This is a genomic window from Pseudomonas sp. R5-89-07, from assembly GCF_003851685.1.
Lineage (GTDB): Bacteria > Pseudomonadota > Gammaproteobacteria > Pseudomonadales > Pseudomonadaceae > Aquipseudomonas.
In genome coordinates, this window is record NZ_CP027727.1 from 1933397 (window position 1) to 1951747 (window position 18351).

15 protein-coding genes are annotated in these 18351 nt (G+C 59.5%); 11 read left to right on the top strand and 4 right to left on the bottom strand.

What is annotated here, in order from left to right:
• Positions 1–41: 41 nt before the first annotated feature.
• Entirely contained in the window at positions 42–956 is a 915-nt protein-coding gene (locus C4J94_RS08960) for a DUF808 domain-containing protein (protein WP_124385828.1), read from the top strand.
• A gap of 55 nt (positions 957–1011) precedes the next feature.
• On the opposite strand, the gene C4J94_RS08965 is transcribed toward C4J94_RS08960, so the two are convergent.
• Positions 1012–1800 carry a VacJ family lipoprotein gene (locus tag C4J94_RS08965; RefSeq protein WP_124385829.1) on the bottom strand — a complete coding sequence of 263 codons (789 nt, stop codon included), beginning with the start codon at positions 1798–1800 and terminating at the stop codon, positions 1012–1014.
• Positions 1793–3091: a serine/threonine protein kinase gene (locus C4J94_RS08970; RefSeq protein ID WP_057722697.1), complete on the bottom strand. Its 1299-nt coding sequence runs from the start codon at positions 3089–3091 to the stop codon at positions 1793–1795. Before C4J94_RS08970 ends, C4J94_RS08965 begins: the two co-directional genes overlap by 8 nt.
• Positions 3092–3326: 235 nt before the next feature.
• Between C4J94_RS08970 and C4J94_RS08975 the strand changes: the two genes are divergently transcribed.
• The gene (locus C4J94_RS08975; RefSeq protein ID WP_124385830.1) at positions 3327–3695 is read left to right on the top strand and encodes a hypothetical protein; all 369 of its coding nucleotides are present in this window, start codon (positions 3327–3329) and stop codon (positions 3693–3695) included.
• 102 nt (positions 3696–3797) lie between these two features.
• On the opposite strand, the gene C4J94_RS08980 is transcribed toward C4J94_RS08975, so the two are convergent.
• The gene (locus C4J94_RS08980) at positions 3798–5351 is read right to left on the bottom strand and encodes a glycosyl hydrolase family 17 protein (protein WP_124385831.1); all 1554 of its coding nucleotides are present in this window, start codon (positions 5349–5351) and stop codon (positions 3798–3800) included.
• A gap of 332 nt (positions 5352–5683) precedes the next feature.
• On the opposite strand from C4J94_RS08980, the gene C4J94_RS08990 reads away from it, so the two are divergent.
• The 3 genes from C4J94_RS08990 to C4J94_RS09000 all read left to right on the top strand — a co-directional run bounded on the left by C4J94_RS08990 (position 5684) and on the right by C4J94_RS09000 (position 8763).
• The gene (locus C4J94_RS08990; RefSeq protein WP_003233255.1) at positions 5684–6535 is read left to right on the top strand and encodes a glycine betaine ABC transporter substrate-binding protein; all 852 of its coding nucleotides are present in this window, start codon (positions 5684–5686) and stop codon (positions 6533–6535) included.
• A gap of 261 nt (positions 6536–6796) precedes the next feature.
• The gene (locus tag C4J94_RS08995) at positions 6797–7108 is read left to right on the top strand and encodes a DUF485 domain-containing protein (protein WP_110624991.1); all 312 of its coding nucleotides are present in this window, start codon (positions 6797–6799) and stop codon (positions 7106–7108) included.
• On the top strand, positions 7105–8763 hold the full coding sequence (locus tag C4J94_RS09000) for a cation acetate symporter (RefSeq protein ID WP_124385832.1): 1659 nt from the start codon (positions 7105–7107) through the stop codon (positions 8761–8763). The genes C4J94_RS08995 and C4J94_RS09000 overlap by 4 nt, the downstream gene beginning before the upstream one ends.
• A 251-nt stretch (positions 8764–9014) precedes the next feature.
• On the opposite strand, the gene gltA is transcribed toward C4J94_RS09000, so the two are convergent.
• On the bottom strand, positions 9015–10304 hold the full coding sequence (gltA, locus tag C4J94_RS09005; protein ID WP_078047629.1) for a citrate synthase: 1290 nt from the start codon (positions 10302–10304) through the stop codon (positions 9015–9017).
• 365 nt (positions 10305–10669) lie between these two features.
• On the opposite strand from gltA, the gene sdhC reads away from it, so the two are divergent.
• From sdhC to odhB, 6 genes are all read left to right on the top strand, one after another.
• On the top strand, positions 10670–11044 hold the full coding sequence (sdhC, locus tag C4J94_RS09010) for a succinate dehydrogenase, cytochrome b556 subunit (RefSeq protein WP_124361976.1): 375 nt from the start codon (positions 10670–10672) through the stop codon (positions 11042–11044).
• Positions 11038–11406: a succinate dehydrogenase, hydrophobic membrane anchor protein gene (sdhD, locus tag C4J94_RS09015; RefSeq protein ID WP_003233245.1), complete on the top strand. Its 369-nt coding sequence runs from the start codon at positions 11038–11040 to the stop codon at positions 11404–11406. The genes sdhC and sdhD overlap by 7 nt, the downstream gene beginning before the upstream one ends.
• 3 nt (positions 11407–11409) lie before the next feature.
• Entirely contained in the window at positions 11410–13182 is a 1773-nt protein-coding gene (gene sdhA, locus C4J94_RS09020; protein ID WP_057722685.1) for a succinate dehydrogenase flavoprotein subunit, read from the top strand.
• 11 nt (positions 13183–13193) lie between these two features.
• Positions 13194–13898, top strand: coding sequence for a succinate dehydrogenase iron-sulfur subunit (locus C4J94_RS09025; RefSeq protein ID WP_003172807.1), 705 nt, complete (start codon positions 13194–13196; stop codon positions 13896–13898).
• 256 nt (positions 13899–14154) lie between these two features.
• A complete protein-coding gene (locus C4J94_RS09030) occupies positions 14155–16986 on the top strand; it encodes a 2-oxoglutarate dehydrogenase E1 component (RefSeq protein ID WP_124385833.1) in 2832 nt (943 codons plus the stop codon).
• Between the two features lie 44 nt (positions 16987–17030).
• On the top strand, positions 17031–18254 hold the full coding sequence (gene odhB, locus C4J94_RS09035) for a 2-oxoglutarate dehydrogenase complex dihydrolipoyllysine-residue succinyltransferase (protein WP_124385834.1): 1224 nt from the start codon (positions 17031–17033) through the stop codon (positions 18252–18254).
• Positions 18255–18351 lie beyond the last annotated feature (97 nt).

The window sequence follows — 18351 nt, forward strand, 5'->3', positions numbered from 1 at the left end:
CCAGCCTCCTATCCTCGGCGAAACTTTTCGAGGAATGGCACATGGCAGGAAGCAGCTTATTGGTATTGATCGACGACATCGCGGCCGTCCTGGATGACGTCGCGCTGATGACCAAGGTAGCCGCCAAGAAGACCGCTGGCGTGCTCGGCGATGACTTGGCCCTCAACGCCCAGCAGGTTTCCGGTGTGCGCGCCGAGCGGGAGATCCCGGTGGTGTGGGCGGTGGCCAAGGGCTCGTTTCTCAACAAGCTGATCCTGGTGCCGGCGGCCTTGCTGATCAGCGCGTTTGCGCCGTGGGCGGTCACGCCGTTGCTGATGCTGGGCGGCGCCTACCTGTGTTTCGAAGGTTTCGAAAAACTCGCCCACAGGTTTCTGCACAGCAAGGCTGACGATCAGGCTGAACATGCGCAGTTGGCCGAAGCGGTGGCCGACCCGGCGACAGACCTGGTGGCCTTCGAAAAGGACAAGATCAAAGGCGCGGTCCGTACTGATTTCATCCTCTCGGCCGAGATCATTGCGATCACCCTGGGCACCGTGGCGGATGCACCCTTGATGCAACAGGTGGTTGTGCTGTCGGGTATCGCGATTGTGATGACCATCGGCGTCTATGGCCTGGTGGCGGGCATCGTCAAGCTGGATGACCTGGGCCTGTGGCTGGTGCAGAAACCCGGCCAGGTGGCGCGCAGCATCGGCGGTGTGATTTTGCGCGCGGCGCCGTACATGATGAAGAGTCTGTCGGTGATCGGCACGGCGGCGATGTTCCTGGTCGGCGGCGGGATTCTGACCCACGGCGTGCCGGCGGTGCATCACTGGATTGAAAGCGTCAGCCAGAGTGTCGGTGGGCTGGCATGGTTGATGCCGACGCTGCTGAACGCGGTGGCGGGGATAATTGCCGGCGCTGTTGTGCTGGCCGTGGTCAGCGTGGCCGGCAAGGGCTGGAAAGCGCTCAGGGCATAAACCCGCGCGTATAAAAAAGGCCATTCGATTGAATGGCCTTTTTTTCGCCTTTTATTTACTCGGCGATCTGCAACTTGCGCGATTCGGTGTAGATATAGCGCACCTTTTCATACTCGAACGGCGAGTTCATCTGGCCGTAACGGAAGCTGGTCTGGTAGCGCTTGTCCACCGCGCGCAGGGCCCACACTTCCGGGTGGTTGGAGCTGACTTCGGACACGTTGAGGAAATTGATCTGCGACTCGGCGGTGTAGTCCACCAGCAAGCCGCCGGTGTCGCGTACGTTCGACGGACCAAAGATCGGCAGCACCAGGTAGGCGCCGCCCGGCACGCCGTAGAAACCCAGGGTCTGGCCGAAGTCTTCGCTCTGGCGCGGCAGGCCCATGGCGGTGGCCGGGTCCCACAGGCCGGCGATGCCGATGGTGGTGTTGACCAGCAAGCGGCCGGTGGTCTCCAGGGAACGATGGCCCTTGAGTTGCAGCAGGCTGTTCAACAGGTTGGGCACGTCGCCCAGGTTGTTGAAGAAGTTGCTGACGCCGGTGCGCAGGAAGCTCGGTGTGACGTAGCGGTAACCGTCCACTACCGGCAGGAACACCCATTGGTCGAAGCGATAGTTGAAGTGGTACACGCGGCGGTTCCACGACTCCAACGGGTCGTAGACGTTGAGCGCGGTCAGCGATGAGCGCTCGAATTCACGCTGGTCCAGGCCTGCGTTGAATTTGAGTTTGGTCAACGGTTCCTTGAAACCGTCGGCATCGACCTTGACCGGTTCATGGGCCTTGCTGTTGTCGGCATTGGCCACGCCTGCGCACATCAGTGCGGCAAGCAGCAGAAGATATTTAGCCACGGAAGAACTCCAGCATGGCGTCGGCGTTGACGCGGTAATTGAGGTTGCCGCAGTGGCCGCCCAGCGGGTAGACGGTCAAGCGATCGCCGAAGGTTTTACGCAGGAAACCCAGGTCGCCCGGGCCCAGGATCACGTCGTCGGCATTGTGCATCACGGCGATCTTCGGGCTGGCGTGCAGGTAATCCTTGAGTGCATACAGGCTTACCTGGTCCACCAGTTGCAGCAGGCTGCCACCGTCGGAACGGGCGCGCCACATCGGGATCACCTGTTCGGTGAGGTAGCAGTCGAAGTCGCATTGCAGGGCACGCTTGAGGAACGGCGTGAGGCTGGTGCCTTCGGTAATCGGGTATTTGGGCGGGATGATCAGGCCGCGACGGTTGATCAGGTCCGAGGTGAAGGCGATGTCGGCGGCGGAGAAGCGGAACGAGGTGCCGATCAGCATGGCCATCTGTTCGTTGGTCAGGTGCTGCTTGGATTGCTGGAAGTCGTAGAGCAGGGCGTCATTGAGGTCGATGTAGCCCTTTTGCTGGAAGTAGCGGGTCAGCTTGCTCAACACCAGTTCATAAAAGGTGGTGGTGTTGTTGATGCCCTTGACCTCGGTCTGTACCAGCTTGTCGAGGTTGGTGATCGAGGTGTAGAGGTTGACCGGCGGGTTGAGCAGCAGCACTTTCTTGAAGTTGAAGCTGCGACGGGTTTCGTCGAGCTTGCTGACAAACGCCGCATCCAGCGCGCCCAGGCTGTAGCCGGTGAGGTAGAAGTCGGTCACCGGCAGCGAGGCGTTCTGCGCGCGCACGGCCTGCATCACACGGTACATGTCTTCGGCGTCTTCCTGGGTGATACCCGGGGTGGCGAAGCGCGAAGCGGCGCTGATGAAGTCGAAGCTGGTCGGTGACGACAGCTGCACCACGTGGTAGCCGGCCTGGTAATACAGCTTCTTCAGGTATTCGTTGATGCTGCTGTCAAACCGCGCACCGGTGCCGGCGATCAGGAAGATCAGCGGCGCGGCGCGGTCCTGCTTGGCGATGCGGTAGGTGAGTTTCTTCACCGCCCAGAAGTTGTCCGGCAGGCTGAACTCGCGCTCGGGACGCATGTTCAAGGTGTAGTCGGACTGATTGATCTCGTCGTCGGTCGGCAAGGTTGGCCGAAGATCGGGCGGCGTGGTGGCGATGGTCGCTTCGAACGGATTGGTCAAAGGGTAGCCATAGCTGGCCTGGTCGATATCGACGGCCAGTGCTGACGCACTCAAAAAAAGGCTGCCCAGCAAGGCAGCACAGCGCAAGGAACGGAGCATGACTTGATCCCTAAGAGGAAAGGTGCTGAATGAAATTCGCAGGCTATGACCACCGCGTTGCCACCGAAGTGCCAGCCCTCGGCACGAAAAGTCGGAAAAAAACGTCGAAATCGGAGTAATAGCTGCCAGAAGATACACTTTGCCACGCATTGATGAACAGATATCTGCGCAGACACCTTGCTAACGGCCGCCGTGGGATTAAGCTGAGCGCCGTTTTTGCCTATCGGAGTGCCCCATGTCCCGTCGCTTGCCGTTGATCCTGCTGCTTATCGCCCTGCCATTATGGTTGGCGGCCAGTTACGCCGCACGTTATGGCTTTATGGAGGATGGTCAGTGGGTCGGCATTTGTGCGGATGAGGCCGGTCGCTGGGAATGCCAGGTGCGTTCGAACCTGGGGCTGATGATTCACTTCAAGGTACTGGGTTGGGCGGCGTTGATCACGTCGGTGCTGGCGTTTTTCGTGCCGGGCCGTGCGGGTTGGGCCTTGGCGGTGCTGGGGATGGTGTTCGGGTTGCCGGCGTTGGCGCTCTACAACACAACGTTTGCGGTGTTTGCGGTGGTGATTGCCGGGTTGCGGTTGGTCAGGAAGCCGCGCGTCGCCTGATAGGGCCAATCGGGGCAAGCCCCCTCCCACATTTGACCGTATTCACAAAAAGAAATGTGAACCCAATCAAGTGTGGGAGGGGGCTTGCCCCCGATGGCGGTGTCAGGGCTTGCGCACCCGCAGGCAACGCCATAAAGCTGCAACCATGAGCACGCTCACCAGCGCCCAACCCCACGCCTGCTGATTCAACAGACCTTCCCGAAACAGCTGCGGCGCAACACCGGCACCGATAATGAAGGCCAGCAACGCAATCTCCCGACGCGGCCCGCTCACCGGGCGAACCAGGTACACCAGGGCCGGCAACAGCAGTGCCGCGCTCGGGAAGCTGCGATAACGCGGGTCGAACACCAGCGCCAGCATCATCACCGCGCCGGCAAACCCGGCGGTCGCCACCAGCCAGCCTGCACGTTGCTGCAGCCAGTTGAACGCCCTTTCACGCCAGCCGTCTCTCGCGCCGAGCGCCAGCGCAGCGTGCGCCAGTACCAGCAGGTTCAGCACCACCAGCAAGCCTGCCCACACCCACTCATCATTAAAACGTGCGGTGACGCGGGTGAGTTCAGCCCAGGTGCCGATGGAACACGCGGCGACGACACCCAGCAGCGGCAGCGCAATGGCGTTGCGTGTACTGCGTACGCGGCCACCCAGCGCCAACGTCGCCAGCACAATGATGCCGCCGACGCCCAGCCACAGCGGCCAATACGGCACATTGGTCACCGGCCCGGCGAGGGTGCCCTTGTCCTGGCGATCGGCATCGAACAGGCCCCAGTAACCGCCCACGGCGCCCTCACTGGCGCGTTTCCAGGGCTGGTCAAAGGCTTCAATCAGGTTGTAGCGCCAGCCGTTGGCTTCGGCCATCGCCACGAAACCACGCATGAACTTGGCTTCGTTGACCCGGCTCGGCACGGCGGTTTCGCGCTGGCGGCCTTCACTGGGCCAGCCGGTTTCGCCGATCAGTATGTCCTTGGGCGCGAACCTGTTGCCGAACGTCTGGCGTACATCGCCGACGTGCTTGAGCGCCTGGTCGATGCCCGACGGTTCGTCTTCCCAGTACGGCAGCAGGTGAATGGTCAGGAAGTCCACCGCCGGGGCAATTTCCGGGTGCTGCAGCCAGAACTCCCACACATCGGCGTAGGTGACCGGCTGCTTGATCTGGCTTTTGACCGTCTGGATCAGCGTCACCAGTTGTTTGGCGGTGACTTCCTTGCGCAGCAGCGCTTCGTTGCCGACGATCACCGAGGTCACCACGTCCGGGTTGGCATTGGCGGCCGTGATCAGCTCGCCGATTTCCTTTTGGGTCGCCACCGGGTCGCTGCTGACCCAGGCGCCGGCCATTACCTTCAAGCCATGCTTGCGCGCCATGTCCGGCAGGGCTTCCAGGCCGGTCATGGAGTAGGTCCGAATGCATTCGAAACGCGTGGCCAGCAGGGCCAGGTCGGCGTCCATGCGCTCGGGGCGCAGCGTGAACGGCTGGTCGAACGGCGACTGGTCCTTGTCGAAGGGCGTATAGGATGCACATTGCAGCTTGTGGCTGGCGCTCGCCACATCCGGCAGCACCACTGGCCGGCCGAGGCCATACCAGTAGCCGACGAGGGCGAGCAGGCCGAGGATGAGGGCAAAGCAATAGGGCAGGGCAGGGAAGCGGGCAGTCGCGGGCATGGTCGGCTTATCTGGGGGAGCAAAGGCGCGCATCTTACCCGTAATTGCCGCGTTCCAGTGGGGCTGCATGATTTTGACATGCAAAGTTCGGGCGGGATTGTGTCGGCAAATCCTACAAAACGTCCTGCTGGCGATGTGATGTCGTTTCTTGCTCAACCAAGGTCGCTGGCAGAGCAGGGTAAAGGCCTACGCAGGTTGATGATAAAACGGTCAGCACTCCACTGATGCCTCAGCAACCGGATCGATGCGCGTGAAGGGGGCGCGGTGCACCGTATAACAACAGGTTGACGTCGCTCGGCATCCGTCGGGCGCAGCACTTTCGGGGAAGTATTATGAAGATGCGACGACTCTTGGGCGCAGCTGCCACTCTGGTAGTTGCGATGGGCTCCACACTGGCCAGTGCCGACAGCAAAACCCTGAGCATCGGCTACGTCGATGGCTGGTCGGACAGTGTTGCCACCACCCATGTGGCGGCAGAAGTGATCAAGCAAAAGCTCGGCTATGACGTGAAACTGCAAGCGGTCGCCACCGGCATCATGTGGCAGGGCGTCGCCACCGGCAAGCTCGACGCCATGCTGTCCGCCTGGCTGCCGGTAACCCACGGCGAATACTGGACCAAGAACAAGGACAAGGTGGTCGACTACGGCCCCAACTTCAAGGACGCGAAAATTGGCTTGATCGTGCCGGAGTACGTCAAGGCCAAGTCCATCGAAGACCTCAAGACCGACACCACCTTCAAAAACAAGATCGTCGGCATCGACGCCGGTTCAGGCGTGATGCTCAAGACCGACGAAGCCATCAAGCAATACGGCCTGGACTACAAGCTGCAAGCCAGCTCGGGCGCCGCGATGATCGCCGAACTGACCCGTGCCGAAGACAAGCAGGAGTCCATCGCCGTCACCGGTTGGGTGCCGCACTGGATGTTCGCCAAGTGGAAACTGCGTTTCCTGGACGACCCAAAAGGGATTTATGGTGCTGCTGAAACCGTCAACAGCATCGGCAGCAAGGGCCTGGAGAAGAAAGCGCCGGAAGTCGCGGCCTTCCTGAAAAAATTCCAGTGGGCCTCCAAGGATGAAATCGGTGAAGTCATGCTCGCTATCCAGGAAGGTGCCAAGCCCGATGCCGCGGCCAAGGATTGGGTCGCCAAGCACCCAGAGCGTGTCGCTGAGTGGACCGCTAAGTAACTCTCCCTGTTGATGCAATACCCTGTGGGAGGGGGCTTGCCCCCGATGGCGATGTGTCAGTCGTTAATGAATTGACTGGACCACCGCCATCGGGGGCAAGCCCCCTCCCACATTATTTTTTGGCACCCGCAAATCTTTCTGCGTCCGCAAAATCCCTCGCTACACTCGATCTACTACTAAGGTCGTCTGGAACCCTTTCCATAGCTGCATACAGTGGATACGTTCCAATAATAAAAAAGCTGTGCTGCGAGGATAAAAACAATGAACGACAGCATTTACCTCTCGATTCAAAACAGCCCCCGTTTCAAGGAGCTGGTAAGAAAAAGGGAAAGGTTCGCCTGGATTCTCTCGGCGATCATGCTAGGGCTTTACTCCGCTTTCATCCTGTTGATCGCCTATGGGCCGCAAGTGCTGGGGGCCAAGCTCAGCCCCGGTTCTTCGATCACCTGGGGCATTCCGCTGGGCGTCGGGCTGATTGTGTCCGCTTTCATCCTGACCGCTATCTACGTGCGCCGCGCCAATGGCGAATTTGACGACCTGAACAATGCGATTCTCAAGGAGGCTGCGCAATGATCCGGCGTCTATTGGCTCTATTCGGCGCCTCGCTGTTCGCTCCGGCCCTTTGGGCGGCCGACGCGTTGACCGGCGAAGTGCACAAGCAACCGCTCAACGTATCGGCCATCGTGATGTTTGTCGCGTTCGTCGGCGCCACCCTGTGCATCACCTACTGGGCGTCCAAGCGCAACAAGTCGGCGGCCGACTACTATGCAGCCGGCGGCAAGATCACCGGGTTCCAGAACGGCCTGGCGATTGCCGGTGACTACATGTCGGCGGCGTCCTTCCTGGGGATTTCCGCGCTGGTGTTCACCTCCGGTTATGACGGCCTGATCTACTCGATCGGCTTCCTGGTGGGCTGGCCGATCATTCTGTTTTTGATCGCCGAGCGCCTGCGTAACCTGGGCAAGTACACCTTTGCCGACGTGGCGTCCTATCGCCTCGGGCAAACCCAGATTCGCAGCCTGTCGGCCTGTGGCTCGCTGGTGGTGGTGGCGTTCTACCTGATCGCGCAGATGGTGGGCGCGGGCAAGCTGATCCAGCTGCTGTTCGGCCTCGATTACCATGTTGCGGTGATCCTGGTGGGCATCCTGATGTGCATGTACGTGCTGTTCGGCGGCATGCTGGCGACCACCTGGGTGCAGATCATCAAGGCAGTGCTGCTGCTGTCCGGTGCTTCATTCATGGCGCTGATGGTCATGAAGCACGTCAACTTCGACTTCAACACGCTGTTTTCCGAGGCGATCAAGGTTCACCCTAAAGGTGAAGCGATCATGAGCCCTGGCGGCCTGGTGAAGGATCCGATCTCGGCCTTCTCCCTGGGCCTGGCGCTGATGTTCGGTACCGCTGGCTTGCCGCACATCCTGATGCGCTTCTTCACCGTGAGCGACGCCAAGGAAGCGCGCAAGAGCGTGCTGTATGCCACCGGCTTTATCGGCTACTTCTATATCCTGACGTTCATCATCGGCTTTGGCGCGATCCTGCTGGTCAGCACCAACCCGGCGTTCAAGGATGCCGCAGGCGCCTTGCTCGGCGGCAACAACATGGCGGCGGTGCACCTGGCCAACGCGGTGGGCGGCAGTATCTTCCTGGGCTTCATCTCGGCCGTGGCCTTTGCCACCATCCTCGCGGTGGTTGCCGGCCTGACCCTGGCCGGTGCTTCGGCGGTGTCCCACGACCTGTACGCCAGCGTGATCAAGAAGGGCAAGGCCAACGAAAAAGATGAGATTCGCGTGTCGAAGATCACCACGGTGGCCTTGGGTGTATTGGCGATCGGCCTGGGTATCCTGTTCGAGAGCCAGAACATCGCGTTCATGGTTGGCCTGGCCTTCTCGATTGCCGCCAGCTGCAACTTCCCGGTGCTGCTGCTTTCCATGTACTGGAAAAACCTCACCACCCGTGGCGCCATGATTGGCGGCTGGCTGGGCTTGATCAGTGCCGTTGGCCTGATGATTCTTGGCCCGACCATCTGGGTGTCGATCCTGCACCATGAGAAGGCGATCTTCCCGTATGAATACCCGGCGCTGTTCTCGATGATCATCGCGTTCGTGGGTATCTGGTTCTTCTCCATCACCGACAAGTCGGCGGCGGCAGAGAAAGAGCGTGCGCTGTACTTCCCGCAGTTCGTGCGTTCGCAGACTGGCCTGGGGGCGAGTGGGGCGGTTAATCACTAAGCCTGTAACTGGATAAAGAATGCCCCGGTCGAAAGGCCGGGGTATTTTTTTGCCTGCAGATTTGTGGTGCCTGGTCTGGCCTCATCGGGGGCAAGCCCCCTCCCACATTTGACTGTATTCACACGTTCAGATGTGTGAACCCAATCCAGTGTGGGAGGGGGCTTGCCCCCGATGAGGCCAGCTCAGGCGACACAAATAAAAACGGCCTCCACTAAGGGAGGCCGTTCTCAGTACAGCTTGCAGCTAAATGCTTACTTACGATCTTCCAGCTTGGTAATGTCACGCGACTCGTAGCCGGTGTACAGCTGGCGCGGGCGGCCAATCTTGTACGGGCTGGAGAGCATTTCTTTCCAGTGGGAGATCCAGCCCACGGTCCGCGCCAGGGCGAAGATCACGGTGAACATGCTGGTTGGAATGCCGATCGCCTTGAGGATGATCCCCGAGTAGAAGTCGACGTTCGGGTACAGCGAGCGTTCGATGAAGTACGGGTCGGTCAGGGCGATCTCTTCCAGGCGCATGGCCAGTTCGAGTTGCGGATCGTTCTTGATGCCCAGTTCCTTCAACACTTCGTCGCAGGTCTGCTTCATCACCGTGGCACGCGGATCGCGGTTCTTGTAGACCCGGTGACCGAAGCCCATCAGCTTGAACGGATCGTTCTTGTCCTTGGCCTTGGCGATGAACTTGTCGATGTTCGACACGTCGCCGATTTCATCGAGCATGGTCAACACGGCTTCGTTCGCGCCGCCGTGAGCAGGGCCCCACAGTGCGGCGATACCGGCGGCGATACAGGCGAACGGGTTGGCACCCGAAGAACCCGCCAGACGCACGGTAGAGGTGGAGGCGTTCTGTTCGTGGTCGGCGTGGAGGATGAAGATCCGGTCCATGGCCTTGGCAAGCGTCGGGCTGATCGGTTTGATCTCGCAGGGCGTGTTGAACATCATGTGCAGGAAGTTTTCCGCGTACGTCAGGTCGTTGCGCGGGTACATCATGGGTTGGCCCATGGAGTACTTGTAAACCATTGCGGCCAGGGTCGGCATCTTGGCAACCAGGCGGATCGCGGAGATTTCGCGATGCTGCGGGTTATTGATGTCCAGGGAGTCGTGATAGAAGGCCGACAGGGCGCCGACCACGCCGCACATGACGGCCATCGGGTGGGCGTCGCGACGGAAGCCGTTGAAGAAGGTCTTCAACTGCTCGTGAACCATGGTGTGGTTCTTTACGGTGCTGACGAACTGGGCTTTCTGCTCGGCTGTTGGCAGTTCGCCATTTAGCAGCAGGTAGCAGGTTTCCAGGTAGTCCGACTGCTCGGCCAGTTGCTCGATCGGGTAGCCGCGGTGAAGCAGAATGCCATTATCGCCATCGATATAGGTGATCTTCGACTCGCAAGAGGCGGTCGACATGAAGCCTGGGTCGAATGTGAAACGGCCCGTGGCCGTCAGGCCCCGTACGTCGATAACATCGGGACCAACGGTGCCGGTTAAAATGGGCAGCTCGACGGGGGCTGCGCCCTCGATGATCAACTGCGCTTTTTTGTCAGCCATGTGGCCTCCTATTTATGCTTCAAATCATCAGACAGACCCCCCACGCAGGGCCCGCACCACTATAGTGAGATAAATTCAGATGTCAATTTGCCTAAAGTCTTGCTCCAGAAGGCTTTAACCGTACTTTTTCGTCGAAATTGCCTGCCATTTACGCCTTTTATCCCGTCAGCGCAATCCGCTATTAGGGTGAGGTGTGCGCGTTGTCATTAGTAACCTAACTGTCTATACTCGGCCACCGACCGCCAAGGGCTTTTGGGCTTGCTTTCATTGGGGGTCGCACTCCCTGGGTGGTGCTTACCTGACCAGTCGCACTCCCCAACAACTTTGCCCTGATTGTTAGGGGCTCTTCAGTGTGAAAAAAAGCCGTGAATAGCCAACGACCTGTAAACCTAGACCTAAGGACCATCAAACTCCCCATCACCGGCGTTACGTCGTTCCTGCACCGTGTTTCCGGCATTATCCTGTTCCTGGGCCTGGGCATCATGCTTTATGCATTGAGCAAATCCCTGGGTTCCGCGGAAGGTTACGCCGAGGTGAAGGCAACCTTGACCAGCCCACTGGCCAAGTTCGTAGCATGGGGCCTCCTGTCCGCTCTGCTGTATCACCTGGTAGCCGGTGTGCGCCACTTGATCATGGATGCGGGTATCGGTGAGACGCTGGAAGGCGGCCGCCTGGGCTCGAAAATCATCATCGCCATTTCCGTGGTGCTGATCGTTCTGGCAGGAGTTTGGATATGGTAACCAGCGTAACGAATCTGTCGCGTTCGGGCCTCTATGACTGGATGGCACAGCGTGTGTCTGCGGTCGTTCTCGCGGCTTATTTCATTTTCCTGATCGGATACCTCGTCGCAAACCCGGGCATCGGCTATGAGCAATGGCACGGCCTGTTCGCCCACAATGCGATGCGAATCTTCAGTCTGCTGGCCCTGGTGGCCCTGGGCGCTCACGCCTGGGTCGGCATGTGGACCATCGCGACCGACTACCTGACGCCAATGGCGCTGGGCAAGTCCGCGACCGCAGTACGTTTCCTCTTCCAGGCAGTATGCGGCATCGCGATGTTCGCTTACTTCGTCTGGGGTGTGCAGATTCTTTGGGGTATCTGATTCATGGCTAACATTCCTACTATTTCATTCGACGCCATCATTATTGGTGGCGGCGGTGCCGGCATGCGCGCTGCGCTGCAGCTGGCCCAGGGTGGCCACAAGACCGCCGTGATCACCAAGGTGTTCCCGACGCGTTCGCACACCGTGTCGGCGCAGGGTGGCATTACCTGCGCGATCGCCTCCGCCGACCCGAACGACGACTGGCGTTGGCACATGTACGATACCGTCAAGGGTTCCGACTATATCGGTGACCAGGACGCTATCGAATACATGTGTCAGGAAGGCCCGGCCGCAGTGTTCGAACTGGACCACATGGGTCTGCCGTTCTCCCGTACCGAACAAGGTCGTATCTATCAGCGTCCATTCGGCGGTCAATCGAAGGATTACGGTAAAGGTGGCCAGGCTGCCCGTACCTGCGCTGCGTCCGACCGTACCGGTCACGCACTGCTGCACACCCTTTATCAGGGCAACCTGAAAGCCGGTACCACGTTCCTGAACGAGTACTACGCTGTCGATCTGGTGAAGAACGGTAAGGGCGAATTCGTCGGTGTGATCGCCATCTGCATCGAAACCGGTGAAACCACTTACATCCGCGCCAAGGCGACCGTGCTGGCGACCGGCGGTGCAGGCCGTATCTACGCCTCGACCACCAACGCCCTGATCAATACCGGTGACGGCGTTGGCATGGCGCTGCGTGCCGGCGTGCCGGTACAGGACATCGAGATGTGGCAGTTCCACCCGACTGGCATCGCCGGCGCCGGTGTACTGGTGACCGAAGGTTGCCGTGGTGAAGGTGGCTACCTGATCAACAAGCACGGCGAGCGTTTCATGGAGCGTTATGCTCCGAACGCCAAAGACCTTGCTGGTCGTGACGTCGTGGCCCGTTCGATGGTTAAAGAAATCATCGCCGGCAACGGCTGTGGCCCGAACGGCGACCACGTACTGCTCAAGCTCGATCACCTGGGCGAAGAAGTGCTGCACAGCCGTCTGCCAGGTATCTGCGAGCTGTCCAAGACCTTTGCTCACGTTGATCCGGTGGTTGCGCCGGTTCCAGTGGTTCCGACCTGCCACTATATGATGGGCGGCGTGCCGACCAACATTCATGGCCAGGCGATCACCCAGAATGCCGAAGGCGTGGACGAGATCATTCATGGTCTGTTCGCGGTAGGCGAAGTGGCCTGCGTATCGGTTCACGGTGCCAACCGCCTGGGCGGCAACTCGCTGCTCGACCTGGTGGTATTCGGCCGCGCTGCCGGCCTGCACCTGGAAAAAGCCCTGACCGACGGCATCGAATACGATGACGCCACCGACGCCAATATCGAAGCTGCCCTGGCGCGTCTGAATGCTCTGAACGAGCGCACGGATGGCGAAGACGTGGCAACCCTGCGTCGCGAGCTGCAAAGCTGCATGCAGAACTACTTCGGTGTGTTCCGTACCGGCGAATACATGCAGAAGGGCATTGCCCAGCTGGCGGACCTGCGCACGCGTATCGCCAACGTCAAGATCAACGATAAGAGCCAGGCGTTCAACACTGCTCGTATCGAAGCCCTTGAGTTGCAAAACCTGCTGGAAGTGGCTGAAGCGACTGCGATCGCCGCCGAGGTTCGTAAAGAATCCCGTGGTGCTCACGCTCGTGAAGACTTTGAAGACCGCGACGACGAGAACTGGTTGTGCCACACCCTGTACTTCCCGGGTGACAAGCGCGTAACCAAGCGTGCCGTGAACTTCTCGCCGAAGACGGTGCCGACGTTTGAACCGAAGATTCGGACTTACTAAGGGTGGCTGCCATGTTGAAAGTCAGTGTTTATCGCTACAACCCTGATCAGGACGCTGCGCCGTTCATGCAGGAATTCCAGGTCGATACCGGCGGTAAAGACCTGATGGTGCTGGATGTACTGGCGCTGATCAAAGAGCAGGACGAAGGTTTCTCCTATCGTCGCTCTTGCCGTGAAGGTGTGTGCGGTTCCGACGGCATGAACATCAACGGCAAAAACGGCCTCGCGTGCATCACGCCGCTGTCGGCCGTGGTCAAAGGCAACAAGCTGATCGTTCGTCCACTGCCAGGTTTGCCGGTTATCCGTGACCTGGTTGTCGATATGAGCATCTTCTACAAGCAATACGAGAAAGTTAAGCCGTTCCTGCAGAACGACACGCCGGCTCCGGCCATCGAGCGTCTGCAGTCCCCGGAAGAGCGTGAAAAGCTCGACGGTCTGTACGAGTGCATCCTGTGCGCTTGCTGCTCGACGTCGTGCCCGTCCTTCTGGTGGAACCCGGACAAGTTCCTGGGTCCAGCTGCGCTGCTGCAAGCCTACCGCTTCCTGGCAGACAGCCGTGACACCAAGACGTCCGAGCGTCTGGCTTCACTGGATGACCCGTTCAGCGTATTCCGCTGCCGCGGGATCATGAACTGCGTCAACGTATGCCCCAAAGGCCTGAACCCGACTAAGGCCATTGGTCACATCCGTAACATGCTGCTGCAAAGCGGCGTGTAACTGACGTAAAAGCAGGACCGTTGTGCCCGTAAATGCTGCGGCGCAGGCTTCAACCGGCGCCGTAGTTTTAACTTGAGCAGCGACTTACAAAGCCGCAGCTCTTATTTTGAAGAAATGAGACAAGCAGGGGCATTCGGGTTGGTACCCGAACTATCAGCGTGATCCTAAGTGGCTTGTTTTGGTCGCTGCACTTGGCCTTTTGCAAGCAAACTCGGTGTTTTCGCCGGTGGTGTCCCCAAATCGAGGGTGACCAAGCATGCAAGAAAGCGTGATGCAGCGCATGTGGAACAGCGGCTATCTTTCAGGTGGTAACGCTGCCTATGTGGAAGAGCTTTATGAGCTCTACCTGCACGACCCTAACGCTGTGCCAGAAGAATGGCGCACCAAATTTCAGACGTTGTCTTCAGACGGCAACGCTGCCACCGATGTATCGCACGCTGCGATTCGCGATCATTTCGTGCTGCTGGCAAAGAACCAGCGCCGCGCCCAACCGGTTTCCGCCGGCAGCGTGAGCAGTGAGCACGAGAAGAAGCAAGTTGAAGTACTGCGACTGATCCAGGCTTACCGGATGCGTGGCCACCAGGCGGCCCAGCTTGACCCGCTGGGGCTCTGGCAGCGTCCTGCACCTGCTGACCTGTCGATCAATCATTACGGCTTGACCAATGCCGATCTTGATACGACCTTCCGTGCCGGCGACCTGTTCATCGGCAAAGAGGAAGCGAGCCTACGCGAAATTCACGAAGCGTTGCAGCAGACATATTGCCGCACCATCGGCGCTGAATTCACGCACATCACCGATTCCGAGCAACGCCAGTGGTTCCAGCACCGCCTGGAAGGCGTGCGTGGCCGCCCGGTATTGTCCGCCGATGTGCGCAGCCACCTGCTCGAGCGCGTGACCGCAGCTGAAGGTCTCGAAAAATACCTGGGTACCAAATACCCGGGCACCAAGCGTTTCGGCCTGGAAGGCGGCGAAAGCCTGATTCCGATGCTCGACGAGCTGATCCAGCGTTCCGGTTCCTATGGCACCAAGGAAATCGTGATCGGCATGGCTCACCGTGGTCGCCTGAACGTGTTGGTCAACACCTTCGGCAAGAACCCGCGCGAGCTGTTCGACGAGTTCGAAGGCAAGAAGAAGGTCGAGTTGGGTTCCGGTGACGTTAAATACCACCAGGGCTTCTCGTCCAACGTGATGACCACCGGCGGTGAAGTTCACCTGGCCATGGCCTTCAACCCATCCCACCTGGAAATCGTTTCTCCAGTGGTCGAGGGTTCGGTGCGTGCTCGCCAGGATCGTCGTAACGACACCACTGGCGAAAAAGTTCTGCCGATTTCCATCCACGGTGACGCGGCGTTCGCCGGTCAAGGCGTGGTCCTGGAAACGTTCCAGATGTCGCAGACCCGCGGCTTCAAGACCGGCGGTACCGTTCACATCGTCATCAACAACCAGGTTGGCTTCACCATCAGCAACCCGCTGGATGCGCGCTCCACCGAGTACGCCACCGACGTTGCCAAGATGATCCAGGCGCCAATTCTCCATGTGAATGGCGATGACCCGGAAGCCGTACTGTTCGTGACGCAACTGGCTGTCGACTACCGCATGCAATTCAAGCGTGACGTGGTGATCGACCTGGTTTGCTACCGCCGTCGCGGTCACAACGAAGCGGACGAGCCAAGCGGCACCCAGCCGTTGATGTACCAGCAGATCACCAAGCAGCGCACCACCCGTGAGCTGTACGCCGAAAGCCTGACCAAGGCCGGCGTATTGGACGATGCGCGTGTTCAGGCGAAGATCGATGAATACCGCAACGCGCTGGATAACGGTCTGCATGTAGTGAAAAGCCTGGTCAAGGAGCCGAACAAAGAGTTGTTCGTTGACTGGCGTCCGTACCTGGGTCACACCTGGACTGCGCGCCATGACACCAGCTTCGACTTGAAGACCTTGCAGGAATTGTCCGCCAAGTTGCTGGAAATTCCTGAAGGCTTTGTGGTTCAGCGCCAGGTTGCGAAGATCTACGAAGACCGTCAGAAGATGCAAGCCGGTGGCCTGCCGATCAACTGGGGTTACGCCGAAACCATGGCGTACGCGACCCTGGCGTTCGAAGGTCACCCGATCCGCATGACCGGCCAGGACATCGGCCGCGGTACGTTCTCGCACCGTCATGCTGTGTTGCACAACCAGAAAGACGCGGGCACCTACATCCCGTTGCAGAACCTGTACGAAGGCCAGCCACGTTTCGACCTTTACGATTCGTTCCTGTCCGAAGAAGCCGTACTGGCGTTCGAATACGGCTACTCCACCACCACGCCTAACGCGCTGGTGATCTGGGAAGCCCAGTTCGGCGACTTCGCCAACGGTGCCCAGGTGGTTATCGACCAGTTCATCACCAGCGGCGAGCACAAGTGGGGCCGTCTGTGCGGTCTGACCATGCTGCTGCCACACGGTTATGAAGGCCAGGGCCCCGAGCACTCCTCGGCCCGTCTGGAGCGTTACCTGCAGCTGTGCGCCGAGCACAACATCCAGGTGTGCGTACCGACTACCCCGGCGCAGATCTACCACTTGCTGCGCCGCCAGGTGATCCGCCCGCTGCGCAAGCCGTTGGTCGTGTTGACTCCGAAATCGCTGTTGCGTCACAAATTGGCCGTTTCGACCCTGGAAGACCTGGCCGAAGGTTCGTTCCAGACCGTGATTCCAGAGATCGATACGCTGGACGCCGCCAAGGTCACTCGCCTGATCCTGTGCAGCGGCAAGGTCTACTACGATCTGCTGGAAAAACGCCGTGCCGAAGGCCGCGAAGACATCGCCATCGTGCGTATCGAGCAGCTTTACCCGTTCCCGGAAGATGACCTCATGGAGATCATCGCGCCTTACACCAACCTCACGAATGTCGTGTGGTGTCAGGAAGAACCGATGAACCAGGGCGCGTGGTACAGCAGCCAGCATCACCTGCGTCGCAGCATCGGCAACCACAAAAAGGCACTTGGCCTGGAGTATGCCGGTCGTGATGCGTCTGCTGCACCTGCTTGTGGTTATGCGTCGATGCACGCCGAGCAGCAGGAAAAACTGCTGCAAGATGCTTTCACTGTTTAACGCCTTCGCGCTGACTGAAACCGAATTTTAAGGACCTACAGATAATGGCTATCGAAATCAAAGCCCCGTCATTCCCGGAATCGGTTGCCGATGGCACCGTTGCCACCTGGCACAAGAAACCAGGCGAGGCCGTCAAGCGTGACGACCTGATCGTCGACATCGAGACCGACAAGGTCGTGCTGGAAGTGCTGGCCGAAGCCGACGGCGTGCTGGGCGCAATCGTGGCAGAAGAGGGCGCTACCGTTCTGTCGAACCAGGTCCTGGGCTCGATCGAAGAGGGCAGCGCTGCTGCTGCTGCTCCTGCTGCCGCCGCACCGGCTGCCGCGGCCGCTCCTGCCGCAGCCCCGGCTGCGGGTGGCGAAGATCCAATCGCTGCACCGGCTGCGCGTCAGCTGGCTGAAGAGAACGGTATCAACCTGGCTTCCATCAAGGGCACCGGCAAAGACGGCCGTGTCACCAAGGAAGACGTGGTTGCGGCTGTTGAAGCCAAGAAAAACGCTCCGGCTGCCGCACCGGCCAAGGCCGCTGCTCCAGCTGCCGCCGCGCCTGTGTTCGCTGCTGGCGACCGCACCGAGAAGCGCGTACCGATGACCCGCGTACGTGCCACCGTGGCCAAGCGCCTGGTTGAAGCACAGTCGAACATGGCGATGCTGACCACGTTCAACGAAGTCGACATGACCGAAGTCATGGCCCTGCGTTCGAAGTACAAGGACCTGTTCGAGAAGTCCCACAACGGCGTGCGCCTGGGCTTCATGTCGTTCTTCGTGAAAGCGGCTACCGAAGCGCTGAAGCGCTTCCCGGCGGTCAACGCTTCCATCGACGGCGCCGACATCGTTTACCATGGCTACGCAGACATCGGCGTTGCCGTGTCCAGCGACCGTGGCCTGGTGGTTCCGGTTCTGCGTAACGCCGAGCTGATGAGCCTGGCTGAAATCGAAGGCGGCATCGCCGGCTTCGGCAAGAAAGCCCGTGACGGCAAGCTGACCATCGACGAGATGACCGGCGGTACCTTCACCATCACCAACGGTGGTACCTTCGGTTCGATGATGTCGACGCCGATCGTCAACCCGCCGCAAGCTGCGATCCTGGGCATGCACAACATCATCCAGCGTCCGATGGCCATCAACGGCCAGGTCGTGATCCGTCCAATGATGTACCTGGCACTGTCTTACGATCACCGCCTGATCGATGGTAAAGAAGCCGTGACGTTCCTGGTGACCATCAAGAACCTGCTGGAAGATCCGGCTCGTCTGCTTCTGGATATCTGATAAAAGCAGCTACAAGTTGCGAGCTGCAAGCTGTAGGAACAATCAGCTTGGCTTGCAACTTGTCGCTTGAAGCTTGTCGCTGAATAGAGGATCTATT

What these genes read in the sequence shown, in the direction of transcription:
- C4J94_RS08960 (WP_124385828.1), top strand. Translation starts at nt 42, where the DNA reads ATGGCAGGAAGCAGCTTATTGGTATTGATCGACGACATCGCGGCCGTC.
- C4J94_RS08970 (WP_057722697.1), bottom strand. Translation starts at nt 3,091, where the DNA reads ATGCTCCGTTCCTTGCGCTGTGCTGCCTTGCTGGGCAGCCTTTTTTTG.
- C4J94_RS08975 (WP_124385830.1), top strand. Translation starts at nt 3,327, where the DNA reads ATGTCCCGTCGCTTGCCGTTGATCCTGCTGCTTATCGCCCTGCCATTA.
- C4J94_RS08980 (WP_124385831.1), bottom strand. Translation starts at nt 5,351, where the DNA reads ATGCCCGCGACTGCCCGCTTCCCTGCCCTGCCCTATTGCTTTGCCCTC.
- C4J94_RS08990 (WP_003233255.1), top strand. Translation starts at nt 5,684, where the DNA reads ATGAAGATGCGACGACTCTTGGGCGCAGCTGCCACTCTGGTAGTTGCG.
- C4J94_RS08995 (WP_110624991.1), top strand. Translation starts at nt 6,797, where the DNA reads ATGAACGACAGCATTTACCTCTCGATTCAAAACAGCCCCCGTTTCAAG.
- C4J94_RS09000 (WP_124385832.1), top strand. Translation starts at nt 7,105, where the DNA reads ATGATCCGGCGTCTATTGGCTCTATTCGGCGCCTCGCTGTTCGCTCCG.
- gltA (WP_078047629.1), bottom strand. Translation starts at nt 10,304, where the DNA reads ATGGCTGACAAAAAAGCGCAGTTGATCATCGAGGGCGCAGCCCCCGTC.
- sdhD (WP_003233245.1), top strand. Translation starts at nt 11,038, where the DNA reads ATGGTAACCAGCGTAACGAATCTGTCGCGTTCGGGCCTCTATGACTGG.
- sdhA (WP_057722685.1), top strand. Translation starts at nt 11,410, where the DNA reads ATGGCTAACATTCCTACTATTTCATTCGACGCCATCATTATTGGTGGC.
- C4J94_RS09025 (WP_003172807.1), top strand. Translation starts at nt 13,194, where the DNA reads ATGTTGAAAGTCAGTGTTTATCGCTACAACCCTGATCAGGACGCTGCG.
- C4J94_RS09030 (WP_124385833.1), top strand. Translation starts at nt 14,155, where the DNA reads ATGCAAGAAAGCGTGATGCAGCGCATGTGGAACAGCGGCTATCTTTCA.
- odhB (WP_124385834.1), top strand. Translation starts at nt 17,031, where the DNA reads ATGGCTATCGAAATCAAAGCCCCGTCATTCCCGGAATCGGTTGCCGAT.